This is a genomic window from Mycobacterium sp. E1386 (assembly GCF_001672745.1).
Lineage (GTDB): Bacteria > Actinomycetota > Actinomycetes > Mycobacteriales > Mycobacteriaceae > Mycobacterium.
In genome coordinates this window covers 1-13,938 of record NZ_LZKH01000115.1, presented here as the reverse complement: position 1 = coordinate 13,938, position 13,938 = coordinate 1, and the positions used below count along the sequence as shown (strand labels likewise).

The window sequence follows — 13,938 nt, the reverse complement described above, 5'->3', positions numbered from 1 at the left end:
GCCAGCAGCTGTTCGGTGGGCGTGCGCGGAGCGACGAACGCCGGCTCCTGCGGCCCGGATGCCCTGTCGGCCGCCATCAACGACTTGCGGTCCACCTTTCCGCTCGACGTCAGCGGCAGCGCGTCCGTCACCTCGAAGACCGCGGGCATCATGGCGGCCGGCAGCAGGTCGAGCAGGAACCGGCGCAACTCCGCTGTCGACGGAGCGGCGCCGCCGGCCGGCACGACATGCGCGACGAGGATGGGGTTTCCGCGGCTGTCGGTTCTGATCACCACCGCGTTCTCGGCCACCGCGGGGTGTTGGCCCAGCGCGGCCTCGATCTCGCCCGGCTCGATCCGGAAGCCGTGGATCTTGACCTGGAAGTCGATGCGGCCCAGGTAGTCGATGTTGCCGTCGGGCAGATACCTGGTCAGGTCGCCCGTGCGGTAGAGCCGCTGGCCGGGGTGCGCGGTATCGCCGCCGAACGGGTCGGCCACGAAGATGGCGGCCGTCAGATCCGGCCGGTTGAGGTAGCCGCGGCCGAGCCCCACGCCGCCGATGTACAGCTCGCCGGGCACACCGATCGGCACCGGTTGCAGGTGCGCGTCCAGGATGTAGGCGCGGATGTTGGCGATCGGTCGCCCGATCGGCACCAGCGTGCCGGATTCGCCTCGCTCGCAGTGGAATGCGGTGACGTCGATCGCCGCCTCGGTGGGCCCGTAGAGGTTGTAGAGCTCGGCGTTCAGCGTGGCCATGAAGTGGTCGCGCAGGTCATAGGGCAGCGCTTCGCCGCTGCAGATCACCCGGCGCAGTGCGGTGCACGCGGCCACCCCGGGCTCGGCGAGGAAGCGGCGCAACATCGAGGGCACGAAATGCATTGTGGTGACGCGCTGTTCGACGATGGTCCGAACCAGGTACGCGGCATCCTTGTGGCCCTCGGGTTTGGCGATGACCACCCTGGCCCCGACGATCAGGGGCCAGAACAGCTCCCAGACGGACGGGTCGAAGCTCACCGGTGTCTTGTGCAGCACCCGGTCGTCGGCGGTCAGCCGGTAGGCGTCCTGCATCCACAGCAGCCGGTTACGGATACCGGCGTGGGTGTTGAGCGTTCCCTTCGGCTTACCCGTCGAACCCGAGGTGTGGATGACGTAGGCGAGGTTGGCCGGCGTCGTCTCGCACGCCGGGGCGGTGTCCTCGCCCGACGGCGCCGACGGTTCGTCCAGGCAGAGCCGGTGACCGGTGAAGCCCGGCGGCAGGTGCACCAGGTTGGCGCGGTGGGTGACACAAACCGGTGCGTCCGGTACGTCGTCCAGCATCGCGGCCATGCGCCCGGCGGGCTGCGCGGAGTCCAGCGGCATGAAGGCGCCCCCGGCCTTGAGGACGCCGAGCACGGCCACAACCAGGTCCTCGGAGCGGTCCAGCAGGACGGGCACTACCGTCTCGGGTCCCACGCCGAGCTCGCGCAGCCGGTGGGCCAGGCCGTTGGCGCGGCGGTCGAGTTCCGCATAGGTCAATTCGCGGTCGTCATGCGTCACCGCGACGGCGTCCGGGGTCCGCGCGACCGTCGCGGCGACCATCTCGTGCAGGCAGGCCGGAGCCTCGGAATACGGGTAGTCGACCTCGGTTTGGTTCCAGGCGGCCTGCTGGCGGAGCTCCGCTTCGGTGAGCAGCGGCAGCTGGGAGACCGGCCGGTCCGGGTCGGCGACGATGCCGCCGAGGAGGGTGGCGAAGTGGCCGGCCAGCCGCTCGATGGTGGCGGCGTCGAAAAGGTCGGTGTTGTACTGCAGTACGCCGGAGAGCTTTCCGTCGTGTTCGCCGACCTCCATCATCAGGTCGAACGGCGCGCCGCCCTGCCCGACATGAAGTGTCTCGAGCGGAAGCCCGCCGTGTTCCGGAACGGGGTCGTCGGTGAAGCGGCGCGTCTGCTCCCAGGCGAACGAGACTCCGAACAGTGGCGTGCGGCTCGGGTCGCGCGGCGGCCGAAGCCGCTCGACGAGCAGCGCGAAGGGGTAGTCCTGGTGTTCGAGGGCGCCCTGCACGGTGTCCTTGACGCGGCCGAGCAGGGTCATGAACGTCGGGTCGTCGTGCAGGTCCGCGCGCAGGGCCACCGGATTGGTGAGGTAGCCGACCAGCCCCTCCAGCGCGACCCGGTCGCGGCAGGCGAAAGGCGAGCCGATCACCAGGTGGCCCTGGCCGCTGTAGCGGTGCAGCAACGTGGCATAGGCCGCCAGCAGCGTCATGTAGGGCGTCGCGCCGACCTTGCGGCCCAGTTGGATGATTCCCGTCGTCACGGTGGGGTCGACGGTGAACCGGTGCACGGTGCCCGCGTAGGTCTGGACGGCGGGTCGCGGCCGGTCGGTGGGCAATTGGAGGACCGGCAGTTCGCCGGCCAACTGATCCCGCCAGTAGGCCCAGAGGTCCTCGCCCTCGGGACCCGCGAGCATCTGGGCCTGCTGCTCGGCGTAGTCGACGAAGCTTTCCGCGGGTGGCGGAGGCGCGGCGGCGCCGTGCTCGGCGGCGTACAGCAGGCGCAGTTCGTCGAGGATGATGTCGATGGACCAGAAGTCGACCGCGATGTGGTGCAAGCCCAACAGCAACACATGTTCCTCGGGTGTGCGCTCGAGCAGCGTCAGCCGCAGCACTGGGCCGGTGTAGAGGTCGAAGGGGGTGTCGGTCTCGCGCCGAATCCACTCGTCGACCTCGGGCTCACCCGGGCCGAGGCGGCCCCTGGCGATGCGCACCGGCCATTGCGGATGAACGAGTTGGACCGGCTGCCCTTCGCGCTCGGCGTAGGTGGTCCGTAGCGCGGGATGCCGGTCGACGAGCGCCTGCGCCGCGCGTTCCAGCGCCGGGACGTCGAGTTCGCCGCGGATCCTCCCGGCATACGTGACGTTGTAGGCGGCGCTTGCCGGTGCGAGCTTGTGAATGAACCACATCGATCGCTGGCCGTACGACTGTGGATGCACCGAGGCCGACTGTTCGGCTTTCTCCATCAGCAGCTGGGCGAGCAGCGCGCGCTTCTTCTCCGGGGACAGACCGGATATGTCGACCGGCTTGTCAGTCATCGCCGCCGTCCTTCACCGCGAGTTCGGCGCCCCGTTCGTCCAACACCTTTTGGAGCAGTTCGTCCACGGCGGCGTCGGAGAGCTCCGGCACCCGGGTCAGCAGGTCGATGCCGCCCGACGGCGCGCCGTCGGCGTGCTGGTGGACCGTTGGCTCCGGGGTGGCCTGCCGCGGCACCGCCTCGTGCGTGGTGGGTGCGCCGGTCGCTTGCTCCGGCAGATGTTCGCGCAGCCATTCGGCGAGGCTGGCCACGCTGGGCCCCTCCAGCAGCCGGGTGACCGGCACGACGAGGCCCAGGTCGCGTTCGACCTGCATGCGCAGCTCCAGCGTGATGAGCGAGTCGACGCCGAGGGTGTTCAGCGGTGTCTGTTTGTCCAGGTTCGCCGGTGTCAGACCGAGTTTGCCGGCGGCGAGCTCGGACAGGTACGTCTCCAGCAGCCGTTGGCGCTCCTCCGGCGTCGCGCCCTGCAGCGCTTCGAGCAGACCGGCCCCCGGCCCGGGCGCGGGCTCCGCCTGCGGCTTGTCGGGCGAGGGCGCGATTCCGAGTTCCGCGAGCAGCGGCGGCTGCAAGTCGGGTTGCCAGACCGCCCAGTCGATGTCGAGAACCACGGCCTGCGTGGCCGACCGCTCCAGCAACGACGACAACGCCCGGAGGCTGTCGGCCGCGGACATGGCCTCGACGCCGTACTGGGCGAAGTAGTCCTGCAGCTCGGACCGGGTGAAGAAACCGAGCCCGGCCCATGGCCCCCAGTTCACGCTCAACGCCGGCCGGCCTTCGGCACGCCGGTGCCACGCCAGCGCGTCCAGGAAGGCGTTCGCCGCCGCGTAGTTGGCCGCCCCGGGCGGACCCAGCAGGGACGAGGCCGACGAGAACAGCACGAACAGGTCCAGGTCGGCGTCCTTGGTCAGCGCGTGCAGGTTCCAGGCGCCCTGAACCTTGGGCGCCATGACCTCGCGCAGCTTCGCCTCGTCGAGGCACAGCAGAATGGCGTCGTCGGCGATCCCCGCCGCGTGCACCACCCCACGCAGCGGCGGCATCGACTCGGCGATCGATTCCAGCATGGCCGCGACGTCGTCGGCCTTGGCGACGTCGCCCTTTGCGATGGTCACCTCGGTGCCCGCCGCGCGCAGGGCGTCGAGCGTCTCCTGCGCCTCCGTCGAGGCGCCGCCACGTCCCATCAGGACCAGGTGCCGGGCGCCGTGCTCGGCCATCCACTTGGCCACCACGAGTCCCAGCGCACCGAGCCCGCCGGTGACCAGATAGGTGGCGTCTTCCTTGAAGGACGCGGTCTCGGACGGTTCCGGCTCGTCGTAGCGGGTCAGTCGTTCGACATAGCGGTGGCCGCCCCGCAGCGCCACGTCGCCGTCGTGCTCATCGGCCCACACCTCCCGGAACAGGGAGTCCACTTCTTCCGGGCCGCCGTCGGTGGACAGGTCGACACAGGTGCAGCCGAGTTCCGGATGCTCGTGGTCGATCGTGCGGGCCATGCCCCACACCGGGGCCTGCGCGATCGACACGGCTTCGGTCGCCGAGGCCGCATCGGTCACCTGCGCCCCCCGCGTCACCAGCCACAGCCGCGGCGTCGCCGACCAACCGGCCCGCGCCAGCGCCTGCACCAGATGCACGACGCTCAACGGGCCCAAAGTGGTTGCCGCATCCAGGGATTCGAGCGACGTGTCGGCCGGCGGTGCGGCCAGCAGGTCCCACATGTGCACCACCCCGCGGCACGGCGGCCGGTCGTCGGTGAAGGCGTCTTGGAGCAGCTGTGTGAAGTGTTCGGGCTGCGCGGGGTCGAGGAGGTAACTGTCCGGGGTGAGACGCTCGAAGCCTCCGCCGGCCGGTGCCGGCTGGACCAGGACGCACCGCTGAGAATGCGATTCGAGGTGTTTCCGGAGGGTGTCCGCGGCGGCCGCGCCGTCGCTGAAGATGAGCCAGCTGCCGGCTTCGTCCGGCCGGCTCGACCCGTCCCGGTCCGCCGGACTGGAGGCGGGTTGCCAGCGCAGCTTATACATCCGGTCGCGCAAGCCCGCGCCCTCGGTCGCACCGGCGGCCCGCGGTAGCGGGCCGGTGCCGTTCGGGGTGATAGCCCCGACGTCCAACCAGGAGTGGACCCGCTGCCACGGGTAGGTCGGCGCGGTCACGTAGTGGCTGCCCGGGGGGTACACCGCCTCCCAGGTGACCGGCTGACCGAGGGTGTAGAGGGTGCCGAGCGACGACAGTGCGGTCCCCCGCCCCCCGTCGTCACGCCGCATCGACGGCAGCGCGGCGCAACTGACCCCGAGGTCCTGGGCGTCCTCCCGGATCGAGTTCAGCAGGACTGGGTGCGGGCTGATCTCGACGACCGCGTCGTGGCCGCCCTCCAGCAGCCGACGCAGCGCCTGCGAGAAATGCACGGGCGAGCGAAGGTTCTCCGCCCAATAGTCCGGGTCGGCCAGGCGGTCGGTGAGCAGGTCGCCGGTCACCGTCGAGTAGATGGGAATCGCCGGTGCGGTCGGCCGCAGTCCGACGAGCCCGCCGCGCACAGCGGGAACCAACGGGTCCATCTGCGGGCTGTGGGCGGCCACGTCGACGTCGACCCATCGGCAGAACCGGTCGCGCTGCTGCAGCGCCTCCATCAGCTTGGCCAAAACCTTTTGATCCCCGGACAACACCGTCGATCGGTAGCTGTTGCTGGCGGCGACCGAGACCTTGCTTTCCTGGCCGGCGATGAGCTCCTGGGCTTCGGCGGGGCTGAGTTCCGCGGCCATCATGGTTCCGCGGCCGCGCACGGTTCGGAGCATCAGTGAGCGGAACCGGATCACCCGTGCGGCGTCTTCGAGGCTCAGCGCACCGGCGACGTGCGCCGCGGCAACCTCACCCATGCTGTGCCCGACCACCGCGGTCGGCTCAACCCCCCAGGAGCGCCATAGGGCGGCCAGCGCGACCTGCATGGCGAAGATCGCCGGCTGGATCAGGCTGATGTCGGTGATTTCCTCGTCCTTGGCCATCAGCTGAACGATGGAATGTCCCAGGTGGGGCTTGAGCGCGCGGTCGCACGCCGCCAAGGCGTCGCGGAACACGGGCTCCTCGGCCTGCAGTCGCCGCCCCATGCCGTGCCACTGGGAGCCCTGGCCGGGGAAGGCGAAGACCACCCTGGGTCGCTGGCCGGGACGGCACTGCCCGACGGCGAACCCCTGCCGTGACTGCCCGTGCCGGTAGGCGTCGAGGGTCTCCGACATCGCGGCCGGCGTGTCGGCGACGACGGACAACCGATGGTCGTAGTGGCCGCGACGCACGCCGGCCGTATAGCAGAGGTCGGCGAGCGCCACCCCGGACGCCAGCGCCGACTCGTACCGATCGGCCAGCGCGACCAGGGCCTCGGGGGACCGCGCTGATATCGGCAACAACTCGGCTCGATCCGGCGCCGTGCCGCGCTCGGCCGTGGCGGCCCGGGCCTGCGGGGCCTCGGTGAGCACGGCGTGCGCGTTGGTGCCGCCCATGCCGAACGAGCTGACGCTCGCAACCGCGCGCCCACCGTTTTTCGGCCACGGGGTCAGCGTTGTCGCCACCCGCACCGGCAGGCTGTCGAAGGGAATCTCCGGGTTGGGTTCGGCGAAGTTCAGGCTCGGCGGAATCTCCTTGTGCTGCAACGCCAATGCCACCTTGATCAGCCCGGCCACCCCGGCCGCCGCCTCCAGGTGCCCGATGTTGGTCTTGACCGAGCCGACCAGGCATTGGCTGCCCGGCGGACGGCCCTCCGCCAGCACCGTGCCCAGCGCGTTCGCCTCCATCGCGTCGCCCAGGAACGTTCCGGTGCCGTGCGCCTCGACGTATTGGGCGGTGCCCGGGGAAATACCGGCGCGGCGGTAGGCCGCGGCCACCACGGCTTCCTGCGCTCGCCGGTTGGGCGCGATCAGCCCGTTGGTCCGGCCGTCTTGATTGATCGCGGTGCCGCGGATCACCGCGTAGATCGGGTCGTTGTCGGCCAGCGCCCGGCTGAGCGGCTTCAGGACGACCATCCCGGCGCCTTCACCGCGCACGTACCCGTCCGCGCCGGCATCGAACGTCTTGCAGCGGCCGTCGGGCGCCATCACCTTGGACTTGCTGAAGTTGATCATCAGCGCAGGCGACAGGATGACGTTCACTCCTCCGGCGAGCGCGACCGAGCACTCGCCGTCGCGCAGGCTGCGGCACGCCAGGTGGACCGCGACCAACGACGACGAGCAGGCGGTGTCGATCGCCATGCTCGGCCCGTGGAGGTCGTAGAAGTAGGACAGCCGGTTGGCGGCGATGCTCAACGCGTTTCCGGTGCCCGTGTAGGCGTCGACAAGCTGCATCTGGTTGCCGCGCAGGTTCGCGTAGTCGGTGGTCGCGATGCCGACGAACACACCGGTGTCGCTGCCGGCCAGCCGCTCCGGCACCTGCCCGGCGTCTTCCAATGCCTCCCAAGCCACCTCGAGGATCAGCCGCTGCTGCGGATCCATCTGCGCCGATTCCCGGGGCGAGATGCCGAAGAACTGGAAGTCGAACTCGTCGACCTCGGGCAGGAATCCGGCCCGTCGGGTGACCGAGGTGCCCGGGACGGACGGATCCGGGTTGTAGAAGGCATCCGCGTCCCAGCGGTCCGGCGGGACCTCGCTGATCGCGTCCACGCCTTCCGACAGCTCGCGCCAGAAGGCCGCCGGCCCGTCGGCGCCCGGAAAACGGCACCCGATGCCGATGATGGCGATGGGCTCGTCCGCGGCGGGCGGGCCGCTCTCACCGACGGTTGCGGCGGTGCGGTCGACCGCGGTGCCCTTGCCGCCCAGATGGCGGGAGAGCAGGTCGATCGACGGGTGTTCGTAGGCGATGGTGGGCGAAAGTTCGCATCCGAGCCAGGTTTCCAGAGCGCCGGTCAGCCGGACGGCACGGACCGAATCGAGCCCGTAGTAGGCGAACGGCATGGACGGGTCGATATCCGTTTGGGGAATGCCGAGTTCACCAGCGAGCTGGGCGATCAACCATTCCCGGATCTCCTTCACGGTGCGCCCGGCCGAATTCGGCGCGGCGGTCGCCGGGTGGATGTCGGGCCGCGGCGCGCGCCATTCGGCGACCGGCTCGAACTGGCCGTCGAGGAACTGCTGCCGGCAGGCGGACCGCTGGATCTTGCCGCTGGACGTGGTGGGAATCCGCAACGGCTCCACCAGAACAACGGTGTCCGCCTGGATCTCATGCTGTTCGGTGATCGCGGTCCGGATGGTGTCGACGATCCGGCTCAGTTCGGCGTCGCCGAGCCGATAGCCGCTCACCTCCTGCACGACGACGAGCCGTTCGGGGGCATCCGCTCCGGCCGCGACCGAGAAGACCGCACCCCGGCCGCGCATCAGCGCCGGGTGGCAGGCCTGCACGGTGAGCTCGATGTCTTCGGGATAGTGATTGGTGCCGCGAATGATGATCAGATCCTTGACGCGACCTGTCACGAACAACTCTCCGGAGCGGAGGAACCCGAGGTCCCCGGTGCGAAGGAACGGGCCCCGGCCGCTGTCCGAAAGATGCGCGCGCAGTGCCTCTTCCGTCTCTTCGGGCTTCCCCCAGTAACCCTGCGCCACGCCCGGTCCGGCGACCCAGATCTCACCGACCTCGTCGGGCCCGCACGGCCGCCGGGTCTCGGGGTTGACGATGATGACCTCCTGGCCACCCTGGGGCCGGCCGCAGCCGACCAACGTCAAGGCGCTCGGCTCTTCCGTCGCGATCTCGACGACCCGCCGCTTGCCCAGCGCCGCGCGGTCTATGTGCAGAACCACCGGGACCGGGGAGTCCGACCCACCGGACACCAGCAGCGTCGCCTCCGCCAGCCCGTAGACCGGTTCGAACGCCTCCGGCCGAAAGCCCGCCGGGGCGAACGCCTCGGCGAAGCCCTGCATGGTCGACGGACGCACCGGCTCGGCGCCGCACATGGCCGTCGCCCAGTTGGACAGATCGAGCGCGGCACGCTCCTCAGGGGTACTGAGTTCGATGCACAGGTCGTAGGCGAAGTTCGGGGCGGCGGTGATCATGGCGCGGTGCCGGGATATCGCCTCGAGCCACCGCATCGGACGCTTGATGAACGCGTTCGGCGGCATGAGGATCGAGTTACCGCCGACATAAATGGTCTCCAGGACGCCGCCGATGAGACCCATGTCGTGGTAGGGCGGCAGCCAGAACACACCGCATGCGTCCCGGTCGAATCCTGACTTCCACGACTGGCGGATGGTCTCCAGGTTGTGAACGAGGTTGCCGTGAGACAGCACAACACCTTTCGGTGCGGCCGTGGAACCCGAGGTGTACTGGATCATCGCGATTGTGCCGCCGTCGATGTCGGGCGGAACCCACTGCGCCTCGTCGCCGCCCGTGTCGGTGACGAACCAGCGCAACGGCTGCCCCTTGACCAGACCGTCCACCGTCGCCTTGATTCGCGCTTGCATCTCTGAGTTCGACAGAGCGAAGCGCGGTTTGGCGTCCGCGACGATGGAGGCGACGCGTGGGACCAGGTGCTCGCGCGCCGGCGGGTGCACCGGAACGGCGATCGCCCCCGCGTAGAGGCACCCGAACAAGCCGGCGATGAAATCCAGGCCCGGCGGGCAGAGGACCAGGACGCGCTCGCCCGCGGCGCCCTGGCGCTGCAGGTTGGCCGCGATCCGCTTTGCCCTGCTGTCCAGTTCGCGATAGGTCAGCTTGGTGACGTCGGTTTCCTCGCCGTCGCGAGAGTAGGTGAACGCAACCTTGTCTCCATAGCGTTCGGCCCGGTGCCGCAGTTGTCCGACCAGCGTCGGCGCCATGAGCGACGACACGTCATCCGGTGTTTCTGCGTGCTCGGCGTGGGGCCTGTCGGCGGTGCTCATCTCGTTCCCTCTGTCGGCCCCGGAGCGGCGACTTGTTCGCCGAACCGTGACATGTGCGTCACCCCATCGAGGAGTGAGTGGTTGTGGTTGGTATTTCCGTGTCCCGCGGTGCTTTTAGGTCGCGTCAGGATGCCTTCGGTGTAGCTCTCGAGCAGTACGCGGAATTGCTCGACGGTGTAGCCGGTGACGACCGCGTCGGTGCGTGCCCGTACCGTCGCCGAACGGGCCATCCGGAACAACGGCCCGAGCTCCCCGACGTACTCGCCGGGGGTGGCGACCTTGACCAGTTCCTTTGTCCCGTCGCCCGATTCGCGCACGACTTCCAGTTCGCCCTCGGCGACGACGTAGATGAGGTCACCCATGCTGCCCTGCTCGAACAACACCGAACCGCTTGCCAGGCGCAGCATTTCGGGCTCGGATTCGGTCGTGGGTCCATCCGGCATCAGCCTGACCACGCGGTCGGCGAACGGCAGGATCCGCGTGTCATGGGTGGCGACCACGACGATGCGCTCACCGCTGGCCAACTCCCTGAGCAGCCGCAGCACCCCTTCCGCGCGGGCATAGTCGAGGTGGGCCGTGGGTTCGTCGGCCAAGATCAGCGGGGGGTCCAACGCGATCGCGCGGGCCACCGCCACCCGTTCGCGCTCGCCGCCGCTGAGGTCAGCGGGCCGGTGCGTCATGCGGTCCTGCAGCCCGGCGCGGGCCAGCAATTCCTTGGCGCGTTTGCGCGCCGCCCGCCGTGACCAGCCCGCCGCCCAGAGTGGCACCGCAACGTTCTCCACCGCGGAAAGGCTTGCCACCAGGTTGAACGACTGGAAGACGATGCCCACGGTGCGGCGCCGGTAGGTGGTCAGCCTGCGGCGGTCCAGCGTGGTGACGTCGGTGTCGCCGACCTGGACGCGCCCGCTGGTCGGACTGAGGATGCCGCCGATGCACGACAGCAAGGTGGTCTTCCCGCATCCGCTGGGGCCCAACAGGATTACCAGTGATCCCGCCGCGACCTCCAGGTTCAGCCCGTCGATGACGCGGTTCGGCTCGCCGCCGTTGGAGTATTCGACGACGAGATCCTTGATGCGCAAGTCGCCCATGACTATCCGGCCCCGAACGCCATTACCGGGTCGATCGCGACCGCGCGCCGCAATCCCGCCAGGCTCGCCAGCAGGCCGACCCCCACCGCGGTCCCCACCAGCGACAGGAAGGCCGAGGGGGTCACCACCACGAGCATCGGAAACAGCGGGCCGAGCAGCACGGCCAGCAGCCCGCCCAGCATCGCCGCGACCACCGCTACGAGCACCGCCTGGAGCATGAGCCCGGCGAGCACCGACTGGGTGGCGACACCGAGGGCCTTGAACACCGCGAAGTCCCGGGTGCGTTCCAGCGCGGACAGGTAGATCAGCGATCCCACGATCGACGCGGCCACCGCCCACAGCAGGATCACCAGGTACGACATCGCCAGCCGGGCCATGTGCAGCGGGCGGATCATGTCATCGATCGCGGCGCCGCGATCCACGACGCGATAGCCGGCGGGCACCTGTGCGGGCACGCCGCGCAAGCCGATTGCCGAGATCACGTGCTGGGCGGAAAACATCAACCGCTGCGCCGTCGCGACGGTCACAAACGCATTGGGCTGGCCCGCGAGCGTGGTGGACTTGTTGACCAGCCCGACGATCCGCAGCACCTGCGATCCCACCTCGACGTTGTCGCCGATGGATCGCTTCAGCGTGGTCGACATGGCGACCTCGTCGGGGCTCGACGGTGCCCGCCCCGCCGCTATCGGTGGCATCTCCTGCTCGGGCAGGCCGTAGACGTTCAGGTTTTCCGGTAGGCGCCGGTCTTGCAGGATCGTGTTGCCGTAGACCACCGGGATCGCCGATTGGACGCCGGGAAGCTGGGCGACGTCTTCGGCTTCCGCCTGCGGGAACCTCGATGAACCGATGAAGGGTCCGACCGCGCCCGCCTTGATGAGGTAGTGGTCGATGCCGATCGAGTCGACCAGGCGCTCGGCCTCCACCCGGGTACCGATCATCAGCCCGGTGATGATGAGCGTCATCGCGAATACCATCCCGGTGCCGACGGCCGCGATGATGAACCGCCGCCGCCGCCATTGCACGTCGCGAATGGCGGTAATCAACATCGGCGTCCGCAGCCGCTCTTGCAAGCCATCAATAGCCCACACGGCTTGACCTCCGATCTACTTTTCCCAGCAAGCTTCGCCCGGGAGCCGGCGCACCGCGTAGAGCCGAAGGGCCTTGATCGGACGGACCTACGCCCCGCTTTTCCGGCAGGCCGGATTCGCCTTCGCCGCGCCGTTCCCGCAGGTCAGACGGTGCTTAGGCACCAATTCGGCACGGCGCGCGATCGGGGGAAATGCGGCTATAAGCGCAATGACCTAATACGGTGCGTGCAATTAGCCGCGCGCCTAATAAGGCACGGTGGGGACGCACAGATATCCACGACCTCATTGGCCGTCGGGAACCAGCCACTTCTCGAACGCGATCGGGACGAACGGCCCCCAGGACGGCAGCGGGTCGGCGGGCACCCGGGTGTACCCGGTCGCGTCGTACAGCGCCTCGGCCTCGGGTTGCCGGTTGCCGGTGATCAGGTAGAGCCTGCGGTACCCGCGCGCGGCCGTCTCCGCCTCCAGCGCCGCCAACAGCACCCGCGCGTACCCGCGGCGCCGATGGGCGCGGTCGGTCCAGATCCGCTTCAGCTCGGCGGTTTCGGCGTCATAGCGCCGGAATGCCCCGCCGGTGACGGGCACGCCGTCCAGCACGCCGATCAGCAATCCGCCGTCTGGCGGGGCCAACTCGGCCTCGGGCACGGGCAACCAGGACAGGTGAGTGCTGGGCGTGCCGCCGTAGCGCTGCGCGTACTCGTCGGCCAGCTCGGCCAGCAGTGGCCGCGCCAGCGGTTCGTCGTGGGTCGCCGACACGAACCGCAGCTGGTGGCTCGCGGCCGGCGGGCTTGATTGGTACGCCACGTGATCATCCAACGCCTCTGACCGCGACACATTCCCTTCGGGCGTCCTCCCGCCGGCGGAGCCGTGCCAGCGATGCGGGCGCCCACCAGTTCAGGCCGCCGCAGACGTGCATGAAGGCCGGAACGAGCAGCACGCGCACCAACGTTGCGTCGACCAACACGGCGAGAGTCAGACCGACGCCGAACATCCGCATGAACGAAACCTCCGCGGAAGTGAGCGCGGCGAACGAGATCGACATCAACAGCGCTGCCGCCGTGATGATCCGGCCCGTTCGCGCGACGCCCAGCGCGATGCTCTCGTCGTTGTCGACTCGCGTGCGGTTCGACGCCAGCCAGTACTCGCGGATGCGGGACAGCAGGAACACCTCATAGTCCATGGACAATCCGAACGCGATGCAGAACATCAACACCGGGATGTTGGCCACCAGCGTGCCGGTTGGGGTGGTGCCCAACGCGCCCAGATGCCCGTCCTGGAAGATCCACACCAGCGCGCCGAATCCCGCCGTCAACGAAAGCACGTTGAGCAGCACCGCTTTGACGGGCAGCACCACGCTGCCGGTGAGCAGGAAAAGCAACACCAACATGACGCAAGCGACGAAACCGAACAGCAAGGGCAATCGCGACGTAATCGCTTCGACGGAGTCGCGATTCATCTGGGCCATCCCGGCCAGCTCGACTCGGCGGCCATCGGCCAATGGGACCGCATGCAGGCGATCCAGCTGCGCGGCGGAGGCCGGCGAATACAGCGGCGCGCTGCTGGACACCGTCAAATAGGCGCTGCCGTCCGCCATTCCGGCGGGTGCCGACGGCGGCCCTGTGCGCTCACCGGCGAGAAAGGTTCCGGTCGGTGCCGACACCGCCGAGACGTCGGGCACGCGTGACAGCCCGGCGGCGTACTCGTCAAGCTCTCGCGTCGTCAGGCCGTCGGCGCGGGGGATGACGACCCGCACCCTGGTTTCCGACTCGGCACCGAAGTCATGCCGGACCCGGTCGCTCACGGCCCGCGCCGACGACGACGCCGGCAGCACCCGATCGTCGGGATAGCCCCATTTGATGCCGAGGAATGGCGCGCCCAAC

Annotated in this window: 6 protein-coding genes; all 6 read right to left on the bottom strand. The window is 69.3% G+C overall.

Translation table 11 applies throughout. The features are described from left to right. A partial coding sequence (locus tag A5709_RS12610) for an amino acid adenylation domain-containing protein (protein WP_156768031.1) occupies positions 1–3,044 on the bottom strand: 3,044 nt, incomplete at its 3' end. Next, positions 3,037–9,882, bottom strand: coding sequence for a type I polyketide synthase (locus A5709_RS12605; RefSeq protein ID WP_068120142.1), 6,846 nt, complete (start codon positions 9,880–9,882; stop codon positions 3,037–3,039). The genes A5709_RS12605 and A5709_RS12610, both read right to left, overlap by 8 nt. Further along, on the bottom strand, positions 9,879–10,970 hold the full coding sequence (locus A5709_RS12600; RefSeq protein WP_082953555.1) for an ATP-binding cassette domain-containing protein: 1,092 nt from the start codon (positions 10,968–10,970) through the stop codon (positions 9,879–9,881). Before A5709_RS12600 ends, A5709_RS12605 begins: the two co-directional genes overlap by 4 nt. Positions 10,971–10,972: 2 nt before the next feature. Further along, positions 10,973–12,016 carry an FtsX-like permease family protein gene (locus A5709_RS12595; protein WP_067943898.1) on the bottom strand — a complete coding sequence of 348 codons (1,044 nt, stop codon included), beginning with the start codon at positions 12,014–12,016 and terminating at the stop codon, positions 10,973–10,975. Between the two features lie 324 nt (positions 12,017–12,340). Beyond that, positions 12,341–12,862 (bottom strand): GNAT family N-acetyltransferase, encoded by a 522-nt coding sequence (locus A5709_RS12590; RefSeq protein ID WP_067943900.1) that lies wholly within the window; start codon positions 12,860–12,862, stop codon positions 12,341–12,343. A gap of 4 nt (positions 12,863–12,866) precedes the next feature. Then, on the bottom strand, positions 12,867–13,938 hold a 1,072-nt coding region (locus A5709_RS12585), incomplete at its 5' end, for an MMPL family transporter (RefSeq protein ID WP_156768030.1).

Excerpts from the sequence above, each read along its gene's own strand:
- A5709_RS12605 (WP_068120142.1), bottom strand. The coding sequence starts at position 9,882 with ATGAGCACCGCCGACAGGCCCCACGCCGAGCACGCAGAAACACCGGAT.
- A5709_RS12600 (WP_082953555.1), bottom strand. The coding sequence starts at position 10,970 with ATGGGCGACTTGCGCATCAAGGATCTCGTCGTCGAATACTCCAACGGC.
- A5709_RS12595 (WP_067943898.1), bottom strand. The coding sequence starts at position 12,016 with ATGTTGATTACCGCCATTCGCGACGTGCAATGGCGGCGGCGGCGGTTC.